Raw genomic sequence first — 16,175 nt, 5'->3', positions numbered from 1 at the left:
GCCCGTTGCAACGCGTGTAAAAGAAAAGCCGCTCTCGAGCGGCTTTTCTTTTGGCGATGACGGCTCGCGGCTCGAATCATGCCGCGCTCGCGGGCTTAAACCACGTGCTGTTCGTCGACCTTCTTGCCGCCTATGTGCAGCGTGTGGCCCTTGCCATACTGCTTGGTCAGCAGGTCGCGGTACAGGCCCGGACGTTGGCGCAGTTCTTCCGGACTGCCGTCGTCGATAACCTTACCGGCGCTCATCACGATGATCCGGTCGAAGTTGTTCAGCGTCGACAGACGGTGCGCGATCGCGACCACGGTGCGGCCGACCATCAGCCGGTCGAGCGCTTTCTGGATCGCTTCTTCCGACGCGCTGTCGAGCGCCGAAGTGGCTTCGTCGAGCAGCAGGATCGGCGCGTTCTTGAGGATCGCGCGAGCAATCGCGATCCGCTGACGCTGGCCGCCCGACAGCTTTACGCCGCGGTCGCCGACGATCGTGTCGTAGCCTTCCGGCATCGCCTCGATGAAGTCCGAGCAGCGCGCCTCGCGCGCAGCCGCGAGCACTTCGTCACGGCTCGCCTCCGGGCGCCCGTAGGCGATGTTCTCGTACACCGTGCGGTGGAACAGCGAGATGTCCTGCGGCACCAGCGCGATTGCATGGCGCAGGCTGTCTTGCGTGATCGTGGCAATGTCCTGGCCGTCGATCTTGATCGCGCCGCCCTGCGTTTCATAGAAACGCTGCAGCAGCGCCAGAACAGTGGACTTGCCCGCGCCCGACTTGCCGATCAGACCGACGCGCTGGCCGGGTTCGATATGCAGATCGAAGTGGTCGAGGATCGGACGGCGGCGCGGATAGGCGAACGTCACACCTTCGAAATCGACGCGGCCGCCTTGCGGAACGAGTTCGGTCGCGCCGTCGCGGTCCGGCATGCCGTGCGGCTCGAGCAGCGTGCGTACGGCTTCAGCAAGACGCGCCACGTGCTGCGTGACGTCGACGAGCGCCACGGCCAGATCGCGCGTGCCGTGCAGAATCGTGAAGCCGAGCGAGCTGACGAGCACGATGTCGCCCGAAGTCGCCTTGCCTTGATCCCACAGCCACAGCGCCCATCCCAGCAAGCCCGCCGACAGCAGCGCGGTGATCACCGCATGCAGCAGACGCAGCTTTTCCAGATACAGCAAGCTCTGCTGGCGCGCGTCCATCTCGGCCTTGACCGTTGCGCCGAAGCGCTGCTGTTCGCGAAACGTCATGCCGAAAGCGCGCACGAGGCCCATGTTGCTGATCACGTCGACCAGCTCGCCGTCCACCGACGCCGCCTTGGTGGCGAAATGGTGATGGCGCGCGGAGCCCCGCCCGGCCAGCTTATACAGCACGACCGACAGAATGGCCGAGCACAGCATCAGACCACAGGCCATCAACGGATTCACCGCGATGATCATGACGATCGCGCCGAGCACCGCGATACACGGCGGCAGCACGTTCCACGCAGTAGTGTTCTCAGCCGTGTAGACCGCGTTCGAGGTCGCCGTGATCCGGCTGGCGAGCATGCCCGGCTGCTTTTCGGAGTAGTAGGTGGGCGAGTGTCCGCTCAGATACTGGAACAGGTCGCGCCGCAGGTCGCCGGTCACGGCGACGAACGTATGCGCGGCGACCCAGCCGCCGACCCGCCACAGCAGGTTGTCGGCGGCGATCAGGCCGACCAGGATGGCGAACGCGCCCCACAGCGGGCCGGGATGGTGCCGGCCTTCGCCGAGCACGTCGATCAGATGTTTGATCGCGTACTGCGAAGCGAGCGCACAGCCCACGGCCGCGAACACGCTGCACAGCACGACCGCATGCGCGAGCGGATGGCGGCGGATGAAGCGGAAAAGGAACGCAAGCGGCCGGTGCGCATAGCTCGCGAGCTTTGCGTTCTCGGCATTACGCTGGGCGATGGTTAAATGTTCCAATTGATCGTGAGGTTGATGTGATTCGGGTTGTGCATGCAAAGCGTGGGCCACATGGAAAAGGTTCGCCGCGAAGCCGATGCTTCGCATTGTAAACATGCAAAAGCGATTGCGCCCTGTGTATCCGGGCCTTGGCGCGATTGATTTCGCGATAGATGTTCGCGACCCAGCGCTACCCGACCCGCCTATGTGGTCAGGGTTCGCGCGGGACCGCGAAAAATTTCGGGATATAATTACAAATTGCATTCAACCGCGGTGCGGCATTTCTTCAACGCTTGCCGGCAAAGTTGACGCAAGTGCTTACGGGACCACCTCGGCGGTCCTTGCCGCAAGCCAGTTGCCACTGTAGAACTGTCTTAGAAAACAAGGGTTTGCAAAGTGTTTCGCGTTTGTAACAACGTAAAGACTTTGAAATGTTGTGGTGCAGCGTGAATCCCGGCATTGATAATGCATGCTCTGTAGGCCCACCGAATTTTCTGACAGTTTGTCAACGTAGGTGTCATGTGTGCGTTTACCGGCACATGCGCAGACACTGACCACGGGTCTGGGCTCACTACCTAAGCGATCCATCGCAGGATTTCTCGAAAGAATCAGGCCCGCGCCGGCAAATCCGGCCAGACTGCCCTGGCGAGCAAGCGAGTCGCTTTTACCAAACGCAGTATCTTTGCCTGATTTTTTACGAGGAGTTTTCCATTATGCGAATCGCTCAAATCGCTCCGTTGCACGAGGCGGTTCCTCCCAAGCTGTATGGCGGTACGGAACGCGTGGTGTCCTATCTGACCGAAGCTCTGGTCGAGCAAGGTCACGACGTCACGCTCTTCGCGAGCGGCGATTCGGTAACCTCGGCGAAACTCGAAGCTTTCTGGCCGCAGGCGCTGCGCCTCGACCCGACGATTCGCGACGTGATGGCGCCGCACATGCTGCTGCTCGAAGAAGTGCGCCGCCGCGCGGACGAATTCGACGTGCTGCATTTCCACATCGACTACTATCCGTTCTCGCTGTTCGCCCGTCAGCCGGTGCCGTTCCTGACCACGCTGCACGGCCGTCTCGATCTGCCGGAACTGCAGCCGGTCTTCAATACGTTCAGCGACGTGCCGGTGGTGTCGATTTCGGACAACCAGCGCATTCCGCTGCCGCAGGCAAACTGGCTGCAAACCGTTTATCACGGTCTGCCGGAAAACGTGCTCACGCCGATCCCCAACGTCGAGCCGGGCTATCTCGCTTTCCTCGGCCGTGTGTCGCCGGAGAAGGGCCTCGACCGCGCGATCCGTATCGCCGGCCAGGCAGGCATGAAGCTCAAGGTCGCCGCCAAGATCGACAAGGCCGACCGCGCCTATTACGAAGAAGTGATCAAGCCGCTGATGGCGCTCCCGCATGTCGAGTACATCGGCGAAATCGGCGAAGCCGAAAAGCGTGAGTTCCTCGGCAACGCGCATGCACTGGTGTTCCCGATCGACTGGCCGGAGCCCTTCGGTCTGGTCATGATCGAAGCGATGGCGTGCGGTACGCCGGCGATCGCGTTCAACCGCGGTTCGGTGCCGGAAGTGATCGAAAACGGCGTGTCGGGCTTCGTCGTCGAAGACGAAATCAGCGCCGTCGCTGCAGTCAAGCGTCTGCACACGCTGTCGCGCGCCGGTGTGCGCAAGGCGTTCGAGTCGCGCTTCTCGTCGAAGGTCATGGCGAAGAACTACGTCGCCACTTACGAAGAACTGCTGCGTCAGAAGCACCGCACGGTGCTGCGCGAAGTCAACGCCAGCTAATGCGCGACAGATAAGAATGTCGCACCGGCTCGAAGAGCGCGTCAGGCGCTCCGAAGGCCGCCAGCAACGCCCCGTGAGGCACTTGCCCACGGGGCGTTGTTGCAGGCGCGCCGCGTTTTCCCCAATCAACGGACGAAAGTGCGGGTTTCCGGCCCGTAAGAATGAGCCACGCTCCGTAATATCCCTATAATGGCCCTGCCGCAAATTTGGCTGCGGCGCCGCCGACGACAGGAGGATGCCTTGGCGAGAACGAAAGAGACGCGTGCGAACGCGGCGCCCGGCGCCGGAACGATTTTCGCGTTGCGCGCCATCGGTCTCGTGATCCTCGCTCGCTGGCTTTTTTCGATGGCGGACCTGGATGCGGGCGCGTCGCTGCTGGCCATGCTGTCGTCGCCGTGGGCGTGCATCAACCTCGTCTTCCTGTTCCTGCTGATCTTCCTGCCGGGCGCGCGCGCCGTGGCCGAGCGTCCGTTTCATCCGCTGCCGCAATGGCTGCGGCAGGCGCTGCGTCTGTTCGCTTTTCTCGGGTTCCTGTTTGCGGTCTGGTCGGTCGGCGCGTTTGCCGCGAGCGCCGGCTGGCGGCGTGCCGCCAATGCGGTGGCGGCCTCCAACGGCTGGTTGCTGGCCGCGCCCGCGCTGTACGCGGCCGTGCTGTGGATCTGCCGGCCGCGCGCGCTGTGGCGAACCAATATTGCCGCGCGCCGTTTCGCGATCGGCCGCTATGCGGTCGCGCTCGATCCGGCCACTCGGACGGTGATCGTGTGGGCCGAGCGCCGCAAGGTGGGGCAGTACGACGCGCGCGAATTGTCCGTGCGCTGGGCGGCGGGGCAGGAGGCACGAACTACGCCGACGCCGACCCCCACTCCCGCTGTCGCGTTCGGCGGTGTTGGAGAGCCGGGTGGATCAGGTGCGTCGCTGGGGGCGGCGGCTGCGCCGTCGCTGGCGCACGGCGCCTTTGGCCGTCGCCCGAAGATCGAATTACTGTGGGATTCGCCGGCCGCCGCGGGGCACAACCGGCAAACCGTATTCCGCACCGCGCTGACGACCGAAGGCGACCGCGTCGCCGCCCGCGCGCTTGACACATCCTTGCAGCAGGTCTGAATCTGCCGGTTTGTGCAGTCGGCCACACCCCGTGGCCGAAGCAGGCGTTGTAGATTGAGCCGTAGTCGATAATGAAGTCATGGCGCCCGGCGCTTCAGCGCGGGCGAGTGAGACCTACAACGATCGTATTGCGTCCTTTGCAGGAGTCGCCATGCTGGTTCGCTGGTTGCTTGCCGCTATCCATCTGCTTGCTTATGGCTTCGCGCTCGCGTCGATTCTGCGGCGCACCTGGGCGCTGCGCCGTGCCACCGTACCCGCCGCGCTGCGCTCGCTCTTCCGCGCCGATTCACGCTGGGGCATTTCAGCGCTGGTGCTGCTCGTCACCGGGTTGATGCGCGTTTTCGGCGGTTACGAAAAGGGCGCCGACTACTATCTCCACGAGCCGCTCTTCCACATCAAGATGACGCTGCTCGTCATCATTCTCATTCTCGAAGTCCCGTCGATGCTCGCGTTGATGCGATGGCGCGCGGCGGTCAGAAAAGGCGTCGCGCCGGATTTGCGCAAGGCGCGCACTTATGCCCGCTACAGTGTGATCCAGACGATCTTGCTGGTGCTGATGGTGTTTGCCGCGACGGGCATGGCGCGTGGCGTGGGATTGCCGGCGGGTGTGGTGTGACGGCGGTGTGGGCGCTCACGTAGCCGGTGCGAGCGGAGCGGCGCTTACGCGGGCGTTATTCCGCCTGCGAAAAAAACGCGGTAGGTTGATAGTGGGGAGCGTCGCCGCCTACCGGCGCGGCGATTTCCAGATCATGCGAGCGTGCCCGACTAACGCTCAGTCGCGCCCAAAATAAACGGGCGGTGGAACGTCATCCGAAAGCGCCGCCCTATCTGCGGTTTTCAGTCGACGTCCCACACGCCCAGTTCAATCTACTTCCCAACCAGCAGGCTGGAATCGTCCGTCCGGTTCGCGTGCGGCCGCGCGGTCCGAGTCGTGAATTCCGGCTCGCCCAGACCCTTGATCAGCTCCAGCGCCTGCCGCTCGAACAACCGCCGGTACAGGCCGTTCTCGAGTCTGATCAGCGCGTCGTGGCTGCCTTCCTCGATCACTTTGCCCTTGTCCAGCACCAGCAGCCGGTCCAGCGAGCGCACAGTGGAAAGGCGGTGCGCCACCACCAGCGTGGTGCGGCCCATCATGAGCCGCTCCATGGCCTGCTGGATCAGCACCTCGCTTTCGCTGTCGAGGCTCGACGTCGCTTCGTCCAGAATCAGGATCGGCGCGTCGGCGAGGAACGCCCGCGCGATCGCGACGCGCTGACGTTCGCCGCCCGAAAGCTTGACGCCGCGTTCACCGACCAGCGTGTCATAACCATTGGGCAGCGCTGCGATGAAGCCGTGCGCGCTCGCGAGCTTCGCGGCCCGCTCGATCTCGGCGCGGCTCGCACCGGGCCGCGCATAAGCGATGTTCTCGGCGAGCGAGCGGTGAAACAGCACCGGTTCCTGCTGAACGATCGCGATCTGGCTGCGCAGCGACGCTTGCCGCACTTGGGCGATGTCCTGACCGTCGATCGTGATCCGGCCTTCCGAAATGTCATAGAGCCGCTGGATCAGCTTGATGAACGTAGTCTTCCCCGACCCCGAATGCCCGACCAATCCGACGCGCTCGCCCGGCGCGATGCGCACGGAGAAGTTGTCGTAAAGCGGCTTGCCGTTCGTGCCGTAGTGGAACGTGACGTGCTCGAAACGGATCTCGCCTTTGCCGATCGTGATCGGACCCGCGCCGGGGCGGTCCTCGATACCGAGCGGCTGGCTTTCCTGCGACACCAGTTCCTCCATGTCGTTGACCGAGCGTTGCAGGTTGCGGATGTGCATGCCCACGTCGCGCAGATAGCCTTGCAGCATGAAGAACATGGTGAGCGCGAACGTGATGTCGCCGACGCTTGCCTCGCCGCGCGCCCACAACAGCAGCGCCGCGCCGAGAATCGCGGCCTGGATCGCTACCAGCATGCCGCCCTGGACGCCGCCGTTGATCGTGCCGCGCATCCATGTGCGGCGCGTGCGGTGCCGCCACTTGCCGATCACGCGCGCGAGCAGCGCTTCTTCGCGCTCTTCCGCGCCGAACGCCTTGACCACGCCGTTACAGCTGACCGCGTCGGCGAGCGCACCGCCCATGCGCGTGTCCCACGCATTCGCGAGACGCGCGGCCGGCGCGACGAAACCGAGCGACATGGCCACCGTCACCGCGATATAGACGAGCGAGCCGATGCCGACGACCGCGCCCATCATCGGCCAGCGCCAACCGAGCAGGACAGTCGCGCCGACCAGCATGACGAGCGACGGCAACAGCGCGATGAGCAGCGTGTCGTTGAGCAGGTCGAGCGCCCACATGCCGCGCGTGATTTTGCGCACTGTGGAGCCGGCGAAGCTGTTGGCGTGCCAATCGGTCGAAAAGCGTTGCACGCGATGAAACGCGTTGGCCGCGATCTCACTCATCATCTTGAGCGTGAGCCGGATGATGTTGAAGTACACGCCTTGCCGCAGCAAGGTGGCGCCGAGACCGAGCGCACCCAGCACGCAGAAGGCCGTGATCGCGGCATGCCAGGCGACGGCGTTGCTCGCCGCGCCGGACGCGATGGCGTCGACGAGACGTCCGGCGAACATTGGCGTGAGTACGTCGGCCAGTGCCGAGAGCAGCACCAGCGCTGTAGTGACGACGATGCGCCAGGGCTGCTGCGCCCAGTGATGGAAGGTAAAGCCGAGGACATCCTTGAAGGCTTGTCCGCGAAAGTCGAGTTTTTTCTGGTCATTTGTCACGCCCCCGTGGCGCACGAGCGCAGCGAGGTTCCAGTCAGAAGCGAAAGGACGAGACAGTCAAACCGCGCCGGAATGCATAGGCGATTGAACTGCGGACTGTCTGGGAATTGCGCGGAGTGCCTTTCAGGCGACACCACGTGAACGGCGATGCGGCGATTTAACTCGGCGACTTAATCGGACAGACTAAGATCGCGAAAACGCTCGCGAGACCATGCCGGGGACGGCGATACGCATTGCAAACATGTGGCGCCTCCCTATGGTCGAATGAGGTGGAGAAATGGACGGGGTGAATGCCCGAGTGCCAACTATATCAGCAGTATCAGGCGTCCGCAAACGTACGAAGATCCGGAGTTGACGACCAGTCCGAACGTTGAGCGCCGGAATCTGCCTGGCATTCCGTACGGTTTTCACCGGCCGATCTATGAGTCAAACACGAAATGAAAAAGGGCTCACGCATTTCTACGTGAGCCCTTTAGTCTTCGGTGATCGACACACCAAAATTCTGGTGGGTAGTACTGGGATCGAACCAGTGACCCCTGCCGTGTGAAGGCAGTGCTCTACCGCTGAGCTAACCACCCGAAGAGAGCCGAATTATGTCAGGGATTTCCGGCCTCGTCCAGTACTTTTTAAGCGGTTTGCTCATCCGCAGCCGGCGCCGGTTCGAGGCGCCACACGCTCGTGCCCTTGATCGCCTTGTCGAGGCCGTCGAGTACGGCCTGGTGCGCGGCGAGCTCGTCGTCGCTGGCGGTGATCACGATCAGATCGAGCGAACTGAGCGCGACGCGCGGCGCATGCGCGTCGCCGCCAACGTGCGACTCGCCGAGCATGTCGATGACAAGGCTTTCCTGGCCGCGCGTCATCGCCAGATAGACTTCGGCGAGCAGTTCCGAGTCGAGCAGGGCACCGTGCAACGTACGGTGCGCGTTGCTGATGCCGAAGCGGTCGCACAGCGCGTCGAGCGAATTGCGCTTGCCGGGGAACATCTGCTTGGCGCGCGCCAGCGTGTCGATGATTTCGCCGCAGTAGGTTTTCACCGGCGGCAAACCCAGCAAGGCGAACTCGGCATCGAGAAAGCCGATATCGAACGGCGCGTTGTGGATGATCAGTTCCGCGTCCTGGATGAAGTCGCGAAACTGATCGGCGATCTCGGCGAACTTCGGCTTGTCGCTCAGGAACTCGGTGGTCAGTCCGTGCACGGCCAGCGCGCCCGGATCGCTATCGCGTTCCGGGTTGATATAGAAGTGCAGATTGTTGCCCGTCAGCCGGCGGTTCACCATTTCGACGCAACCGAGTTCAAGGATCCGGTCGCCGGTGCGGGCATTCAGGCCGGTGGTTTCGGTATCGAGGATGAGTTGACGCATGTCGGATTAGCCTGCTTGAAGATAGTTGCAGCAAAAAAGAGTGCGCACGTAGTGGATCGCGCGCGTCGTCGCAGCAGGACTTACATCTGCGCGAGTGACGCGACGCCGCGATTGGCCAGCTGATCGGCGCGCTCGTTTTCCGGGTGGCCGTTGTGCCCGCGCACCCAGCGCCACTCGATTTCGTGTTGCGCGACGAGCGCGTCGAGCCGCTTCCACAAGTCGGCGTTCTTGACCGGCTGCTTGGCGGCGGTGATCCAGCCTTTCTTCTTCCAGCCGTGGATCCATTCGCTGATGCCTTTCTGCACGTACTGCGAGTCGGTGTGCACGACCGCTTTGCAGGGACGCTTCAGCGCTTCGAGCGCGGCGATCACGCCCATCAGTTCCATGCGGTTGTTGGTGGTATTGGCTTCGCCGCCGAACAGTTCTTTTTCCTGGTCGCCGAAGCGCAGCAGCGCGCCCCAGCCGCCGGGGCCGGGGTTGCCCTTGCAGGCGCCGTCGGTATAGATGTCGATGAGATCGGAAGTCATTGAGTGTGGTTGCGTGTATTCGGTGTGGCGGCGGGCGCGAGGCCCGCGGCGAGGACGGGTTTCTTCACTTTCAGCGGGCCGACGAGACGCATGCCGCGCACGCGCTTGATCGCCTTGATCATGTAGGTGGCGCCGAAAATCGGCCACCAGCGGTCGCCGGCGGCTTCCATGAAACCGTAACGGGCGAGCCATTGTTCGCTGCCAAGCGGCGGACGATAGCAGCCGAAGCGCCCGCGTTCAAGGTCGAAGCCCAGCAGCTTGATCCAGTCTTTCAGGCGCGTGAAGGCGATCAGGTCGACGGCGGCCGGCACGAACGGCCGGCCGGTCATCTTGCCGACCGATTGCCGCGCGCCCCACAGCGACAGCGAATTGAAGCCGAGAATGATCAACTGGCCTTCAGGCATCAACACGCGCTCGGCTTCGCGCAACAGACGGTGCGGGTCGCTCGTGAATTCCAGCGTGTGCGGCATGACGATCAGATCGACGCTTTGCGCCTCGAACGGCAGGTCCAGCAGGTCGCACCAGACGGCGCTGCGTCCGGCCGGCGCCGGCAGGCCCGCGAGGCCGCTCTGTGCGGCGCCGTTGTTCAGACCGGTGCGATTGCCATTGGCCGCACGCCCGGCGCCGCGCGGATACGCATACGGCGCGCTCGCTCCGCTCGCCGCGTCGAGCACGAGCCCGCGGCACGGCATGCGGTTCTCGCGCAAGGCGTCGAGTTGCGGCAGGCCGAGTTGCAGCGCATGGTAACCGAACACGTCCGACACCACGCGGTCGAGTTGGGTTTGCTCCCACTCGAGTACGTATCGGCCAGGTGGCGAGTCGGTCCAGGCGGGCCAGTCTATAATCGCTCGGTCAGTCATATCAAAGAATGCGTCGCCTATGAATGCGCTCGAGTACGTACCGGTCCCGGCGTTTGATGACAATTACATCTGGGTCGTTTCCGACGGACACCACGCGGCGGTCGTCGATCCGGGTGAGGCCGCCCCCGTAAAAGCCTATCTGGCGAAACGGGGTTGGCGGCTGAGCGCTATTTTACTCACGCACCATCATCAAGACCACGTCGGCGGGGTGGCCGATCTGCTGAACGGCCAGGCCGTACCGGTCTACGGCCCCGCCAGTGAAGCGATCGAGCATCTCACACACCGTCTGAAAAATGGCGATCACGTGTCGATTGCGGCGCCGGCGCTCGAATTGAGCGTGCTCGATGTGCCGGGTCACACCAGTGGCCACATCGCCTATTTCCAGGCGACCGACCCGCAAGGCACGCCCCACGTGTTTTGCGGCGACACGCTGTTCGCCTGCGGTTGCGGCCGGCTGTTCGAAGGCACGCCGAAACAGATGCTCGCCTCGCTGGATTCGCTGGCCGCGCTGCCCGGCGCGACCGAGGTCCACTGCGCGCACGAGTACACGCTGTCGAATATCCGCTTCGCGCTCGCCTGCGAGCCGGGCAACGCCGAACTGCAAGCCTGGCGGGACAAAGCGAGCGAACTGCGCGCGCGCGACGTGCCCACGTTGCCCACCACGATCGCCCATGAGCGCGCAGTGAATCCGTTTTTACGCGCCGGCGACCCGGCGGTGCAGGCGAGCTTGCGGGAGCAGTTGCACGAGGCAGTGCCGGATCGATTGACGGCCTTTACCTTGATGCGCGAATGGAAGAACCGCTTCCGTTGACCCGCCCCCGGGCAGGGTAATCCTCACGCGAAGAATCGGAAAAATTCGCCAAGCCCAAGATTTACTTGATTTTTTCGTAATTTTCCGATTGACGTAAACGTTGCCGTTTCGTACTATCGGCTGCAAATTCCAGCCCTTGTGGAAGCCGAGATTTTCATGCGATTTATCTTTAGTGCGTTGCTGGTCCTGACGCTCGCCGCCTGCGCGAGCCAAGGACCGACGACGAGCATTTCGAACACCGCAACCAACCCCGCCAGTCAGCAAGCCGTAGCAGACGCCCTTCGCAAGTCAGCCACCGCCAAAGAGACGATCAACGTCGACCAAGGCTCCGTCACTCAGTTGACGAGCGCCGACGCAGACCTTTGGGGCCGTATTCGCCGTGGTTTCCAGATGCCGGACCTGCAAACCGACCTCGTCGACATGCAGGTCAACTGGTATGCGCAACGGCCTGACTACGTGCAGCGCATGACCGAGCGCTCGCAGAAATACCTGTATCACATCGTCGAAGAGCTCGAGGCGCGCCACATGCCGACCGAGCTCGCGTTGCTGCCGTTCATCGAATCGGCGTATAGCCCGCAGGCCTTGTCGGTGGCGAAGGCGGCCGGCATGTGGCAGTTCATGCCGGGCACGGGTCGCACCTACAACCTCAAGCAGAACATGTGGCAGGACGAGCGGCGCGATGTGCTGGCGTCGACCAGCGCCGCGCTCGACTATCTGTCGCGTCTGCATGACATGTTCGGCGACTGGCAATTGGCGCTCGCGGCGTACAACTGGGGTGAGGGCAACGTGCAGCGCGCAATTGCGCGCAATGAAGCGGCGGGCCTGCCGACCGACTACCTCAGCCTGCGCATGCCGAACGAGACGCGTAACTACGTGCCGAAGCTGCAGGCGGTCAAGAACATCGTGATGAACCCGCAAATGTACGGGCTCACGCTGCCGACCATTCCGAACCACCCGTATTTCGTGACGGTAACCACCTCGCACGACATCGACGTGGATATGGCCGCCAAGCTCTCGAACCTGTCCGCCGACGAATTCCGCGCGCTGAACCCGTCATTCAGGAAGCCGGTGATTTTGGGCGCCACGCAGCCGCAAATCCTGCTGCCGTTCGACAACGCCAGCGCCTTCGAGCGGAATCTGAAAACCTACTCCGGCTCGCTGTCGTCGTGGACCACGTACACGGTCACCGAACGCGCGACACCCGCGGCCATCGCGCAGAAGATCAGCGTCGACGCCGACACGCTGATGGAAGTGAACAAGATTCCGGTCGGCATGCGTTTGAAACCCGGCTCCACGATCGTGGTGCCGCGCGGTTCGGACGACGACGAGGACATCAGCGCCGACGTCGCCGAAAGCGCCGTGCTCGCCATGGAGCCCGACGTCCCCGATACGCGCAAGATGCTGATCCGCGTGCGCCGCAATCAGTCGATGGCGGCCATTGCCGTGCGCTACGGCGTATCGGTCGGCCAGTTGAAGGCCTGGAACCGTACGCATCGCGACGCCGTTTCGCGCGGTCAGGTGATCGTGCTGCACGTGCCGGTCGGCAAAGCCATGCCGAGCGAGCCGGGTCCGGAACGCATCGCGACCGATGTGCAAGGCGGCGGCGTCGAGAAGATCGGCACCCGCGTCGCAGACACCAGAAGCGAATCGCGCTACGATAAGAAGAAGGGTCGTGGCCGGGCAGAGGTGGTGAAGGTTTCCGAGCCGGTAGGTAAGGTCGTCAAGCCGACGGCATCCAGCGCCAGCAAGGGCAAGGTGACCAAGGTGTCGGCTTCCACGTCCAGCAAGGCGTCGAAGGCTGCGGCAGAGAGCCGCCCGAAGACCGCGGCCAGCGCGAAGAAGGGTAAGTAGACCAATAGCGGCTCACACGGTAGTGACCACATGCGTTGCGGGGGCAGCGCATGAATTGCGCTCCGATCACGCACCGTGCTTTTTCCAACGCCGTCACCTGTGGTGACGGCGTTTTTCATTGTGCGGATCATCTCGCGCAAAGTCGGCGCTTTTCCTTTATCTTTCGTGCTTCGGTCAAACTCTATCGGCCAGCCGTCTAACTCAAAACTCATGTCGTCGACCCAGTTGCGCGTCTTCCTGCTGTTCTCCGCCGGTTACTTCGTTTCCTACGTGTTCCGCGGCGTCAACCTCGGCTTTGCACCGTTCATCACGCACGATCTCGGGTTGTCGGCCGCGGATCTGGGCCTGCTCACCAGTCTCTATTTTCTCGGCTTTGCGGGTGCGCAGATTCCGGCTGGCGTCCTGCTCGATCACTTCGGCGCGCGGCGTGTCACGGCCGTCACGCTGCTATTCGCGGCGCTCGGCATCTGGGTGTTCGGCGCGGCCCATAGCGTCGGCGTGATGATGGTGGGGCGCCTGCTGATCGGCGTCGGCGTCTCCGTGTGCCTTGGCGCCGCGTTCAAGGCATTGGCGCAGCACTTCGCCGCCGCGCGCCTGCCGCTGATGAACGGACTGGTGATGGCGATCGGCGGCTTCGGCGGCGTGATGGTCGGCTCGCCGCTGACGTGGGCGCTGACGTTCGCCAGCTGGCGCACCGTCTGCGTCGGGCTGGGTGTGCTGACGGTGCTGGTCGCGCTGGCACAGTGGACGCTCGCGCCGGACACGAAGGAATCGCATCATCAGGCGAGTCTGGGTGCCCAGTTCAAAGGCACGCTGCATATCTTGCGTAGCGCGGCGTTCTGGAAGATCGCGTCGTTTTCGGTCGTCACGCAAGGCGTCTTTTACGCGATGCAGTCGCTTTGGGTCGGCGCGTGGCTGCGTGACGTGCAAGGCTTCGAGCCACGCGAAGCCGCCGCGCTTGTTTCGATTCTCGGTTTCGCGATGATGGCCGGCTGCGTGGGCTTCGGCGCAGCCGCGCGCGGTCTCGAACGGCGCGGTATCTCGCTCTATGCGTTCTGCGGCATCGGCATGGCGCTGTACGTCGTGACACAGCTGCTGATCATGTTCAAGGCGCCGCTGCCCGCGAGCCTGTTGTGGGCGGCGTATGGGATCTTTGGCGGCACCGGCATTCTCAGTTACGCCGTTATGGCCCGGCACTTCCCGGCGCAGATGATCGGCCGCGTGAATACCACGCTGACGTTGATCATCTTTCTGCTGATTTTCGGTTTCCAGATCGGCGTGGGCGCCGTGCTGTCGCATTGGCCGGCGAGCGGCGGCCACTATCCGGCGGCCGCACATCTGACGGCGTGGGGCATTCTCGTGGCCCTGCAGGTGGCGAGCGCGATCTGGTACGTGTTGCCGGGCCGTAAGCTGGTTCATCCGGCCGAGGTTCACGCCGAGCAGGATGCTTGAGGCCGAATCGAATCCGTAGTCTGCCGCCGGGCACGCCCGTGTGCTGCCGTCACGGCGCTCGCGACCGGTAATTCGCCGGTCGTGCCCCATCTCCCGGCGCTGTCCCAATTCGCGTCGGCGGAAACTTTCCAGAGCACCGTCCGCGTGAGGCGCGGCGGGGCTTTCAGCGGTTTCGAGTCGCACTGTTTCACGGGTCGACGCCATCTCGGATTTGGAGAGAAGGGCATTTTCACGCTATAATTCCAAGGTTTGAGCTTATCAACCCGCACCCTAGCGCCTACCTCTCCCATACCGTTCATCCGCCGCGCGCCACAGGCGTAGCAAGCAGGGCTTCGCCCCCAGCCGATCCGTCCACACAATGGACCCATCGCGCCCCTTGCAACGTCAACGGCAGTTCGCGAGCGAGTCTGCGCGCGCATCCCGGATGCGTTTCGCTGCGGCTCGCAGTCGGATAGACAGGTCGGCAACAGGGTGTTCCCCCAAGGAGTCTCCCGTGTTGCCGTCATTTTCTCCCGCTCTGCTCGCGCTCGCCGACGGCACGGTCTTTCGTGGTTACTCGATCGGCGCCCCCGGGCACACCATCGGCGAAGTCGTGTTCAACACCGCTATCACCGGCTATCAGGAAATCCTGACTGACCCGAGCTACGCGCGCCAGATCGTGACCCTCACGTATCCGCATATCGGTAACGTCGGCGTGAACGCCGAAGACGTCGAAGCTACGAAAGTCCATGCCGCCGGCCTGATCATCCGCGATCTGCCGGTTCTCGCGTCGAACTTCCGCATGGAGCGGACGCTCCCGCAATACCTGAAGGATGAAGGCGTGGTCGCCATCGCCGGTCTCGACACCCGCATGCTGACCCGCGTTCTGCGCGACAAGGGCGCGCAGAACGGCGCGATCCTCGCCGGTTCGGACGACGAAGCCAAGGCAATCGAACTCGCGCGCTCGTTCCCAGGCCTCTCGGGCATGGACCTCGCGAAGGTCGTGTCGACGAAGGAAACCTACGAGTGGGCTCAGACCGAATGGCGTCTGGGCGAAGGCTACGGCACGCAAAAGGCGCCGAAGTATCGCGTCGTGGCGTTCGACTACGGCGTCAAGTACAACATCCTGCGCATGCTGGCCGAACGCGGCTGCCACGTCACCGTGCTGCCGGCGCAAGCCAGCGCGGCTGACGCGCTCGCGCTGAATCCGGACGGCATTTTCCTGTCGAACGGCCCTGGCGACCCGGAGCCGTGCGACTACGCGATCACGGCTACCAAAGAACTGATCGAGCGCGGCATCCCGACCTTCGGCATCTGTCTCGGCCATCAGATCATGGGCCTCGCGGTCGGCGCCAAAACCATGAAGATGAAGACGGGCCACCACGGCGCGAACCATCCGGTGAAAGATCTGGACGACGGCCGCGTGGTGATCACGTCGCAAAACCACGGCTTCGCGGTCGATGCCGACACGCTGCCCGCCAACGCCCGCGCCACGCACGTGTCGCTGTTCGACGGCACGTTGCAGGGCTTTGCGCTAACCGACAAGCCGGCGTTCTGCTTCCAGGGTCACCCGGAAGCGTCGCCGGGTCCGCACGACATCGCCTATCTGTTCGACCGCTTCACGGCGTTGATGGACACGAAGAAGGCCGGCAAGAGCGCGGCGGCATAAACGCGACAGCAGCATCGGAACACGCGAGCCTGGCGACGCCGTTCGACAGCATCACGGAATCGGACGGCATACCGCCGGCGCGCGAATAGCCAGAATCTGGCAAGAACACAGGAATATTTAGCGAG

General features: G+C 63.5%; 12 protein-coding genes and 1 tRNA gene. 7 read left to right on the top strand and 6 right to left on the bottom strand.

Annotation, left to right across the window (positions count from 1 at the left end):
• Window positions 1–95 precede the first annotated feature (95 nt).
• On the bottom strand, window positions 96–1,931 hold the full coding sequence (locus ACFSNN_RS24150; protein ID WP_134458272.1) for an ABC transporter ATP-binding protein: 1,836 nt from the start codon (window positions 1,929–1,931) through the stop codon (window positions 96–98).
• A 692-nt stretch (window positions 1,932–2,623) separates the two neighbouring features.
• Between ACFSNN_RS24150 and ACFSNN_RS24145 the strand changes: the two genes are divergently transcribed.
• The 3 genes from ACFSNN_RS24145 to ACFSNN_RS24135 all read left to right on the top strand — a co-directional run bounded on the left by ACFSNN_RS24145 (window position 2,624) and on the right by ACFSNN_RS24135 (window position 5,405).
• The gene (locus tag ACFSNN_RS24145; RefSeq protein WP_134458274.1) at window positions 2,624–3,688 is read left to right on the top strand and encodes a glycosyltransferase family 4 protein; all 1,065 of its coding nucleotides are present in this window, start codon (window positions 2,624–2,626) and stop codon (window positions 3,686–3,688) included.
• Window positions 3,689–3,928: 240 nt separating this feature from the next.
• Window positions 3,929–4,789: a hypothetical protein gene (locus tag ACFSNN_RS24140; protein ID WP_134458276.1), complete on the top strand. Its 861-nt coding sequence runs from the start codon at window positions 3,929–3,931 to the stop codon at window positions 4,787–4,789.
• Between the two features lie 151 nt (window positions 4,790–4,940).
• A complete protein-coding gene (locus ACFSNN_RS24135; RefSeq protein ID WP_134458278.1) occupies window positions 4,941–5,405 on the top strand; it encodes a DUF2214 family protein in 465 nt (154 codons plus the stop codon).
• A 251-nt stretch (window positions 5,406–5,656) separates the two neighbouring features.
• Here ACFSNN_RS24135 and ACFSNN_RS24130 read toward each other — a convergent pair whose 3' ends face one another.
• From ACFSNN_RS24130 to ACFSNN_RS24110, 5 genes are all read right to left on the bottom strand, one after another.
• Window positions 5,657–7,540 carry an ABC transporter ATP-binding protein gene (locus ACFSNN_RS24130; RefSeq protein ID WP_134458280.1) on the bottom strand — a complete coding sequence of 628 codons (1,884 nt, stop codon included), beginning with the start codon at window positions 7,538–7,540 and terminating at the stop codon, window positions 5,657–5,659.
• A 503-nt stretch (window positions 7,541–8,043) separates the two neighbouring features.
• A tRNA-Val gene (locus tag ACFSNN_RS24125) sits at window positions 8,044–8,118 on the bottom strand.
• A gap of 48 nt (window positions 8,119–8,166) precedes the next feature.
• Window positions 8,167–8,901, bottom strand: a complete 735-nt coding sequence (dnaQ, locus tag ACFSNN_RS24120) for a DNA polymerase III subunit epsilon (protein ID WP_134458282.1) — start codon at window positions 8,899–8,901, stop codon at window positions 8,167–8,169.
• Window positions 8,902–8,981: 80 nt separating this feature from the next.
• Window positions 8,982–9,428, bottom strand: coding sequence for a ribonuclease HI (gene rnhA / locus ACFSNN_RS24115; protein WP_106283734.1), 447 nt, complete (start codon window positions 9,426–9,428; stop codon window positions 8,982–8,984).
• On the bottom strand, window positions 9,425–10,288 hold the full coding sequence (locus ACFSNN_RS24110) for a class I SAM-dependent methyltransferase (protein WP_134458284.1): 864 nt from the start codon (window positions 10,286–10,288) through the stop codon (window positions 9,425–9,427). Before ACFSNN_RS24110 ends, rnhA begins: the two co-directional genes overlap by 4 nt.
• 19 nt (window positions 10,289–10,307) lie before the next feature.
• On the opposite strand from ACFSNN_RS24110, the gene gloB reads away from it, so the two are divergent.
• The 4 genes from gloB to carA all read left to right on the top strand — a co-directional run bounded on the left by gloB (window position 10,308) and on the right by carA (window position 16,050).
• Window positions 10,308–11,099: a hydroxyacylglutathione hydrolase gene (gloB, locus tag ACFSNN_RS24105; protein WP_134458286.1), complete on the top strand. Its 792-nt coding sequence runs from the start codon at window positions 10,308–10,310 to the stop codon at window positions 11,097–11,099.
• A gap of 156 nt (window positions 11,100–11,255) precedes the next feature.
• Window positions 11,256–12,950: a transglycosylase SLT domain-containing protein gene (locus ACFSNN_RS24100; RefSeq protein WP_134458288.1), complete on the top strand. Its 1,695-nt coding sequence runs from the start codon at window positions 11,256–11,258 to the stop codon at window positions 12,948–12,950.
• A gap of 210 nt (window positions 12,951–13,160) precedes the next feature.
• Complete coding sequence (locus tag ACFSNN_RS24095; protein WP_166799279.1) at window positions 13,161–14,402, top strand: MFS transporter; 1,242 nt, start codon at window positions 13,161–13,163, stop codon at window positions 14,400–14,402.
• Window positions 14,403–14,895: 493 nt separating this feature from the next.
• Window positions 14,896–16,050, top strand: a complete 1,155-nt coding sequence (carA, locus tag ACFSNN_RS24090) for a glutamine-hydrolyzing carbamoyl-phosphate synthase small subunit (RefSeq protein WP_134458292.1) — start codon at window positions 14,896–14,898, stop codon at window positions 16,048–16,050.
• Window positions 16,051–16,175 lie beyond the last annotated feature (125 nt).

This window comes from Paraburkholderia dipogonis, assembly GCF_042680985.1.
In the GTDB taxonomy this organism is placed as follows: domain Bacteria; phylum Pseudomonadota; class Gammaproteobacteria; order Burkholderiales; family Burkholderiaceae; genus Paraburkholderia; species Paraburkholderia phytofirmans.
This window is presented reverse-complemented; position numbering and strand designations above follow the sequence as displayed.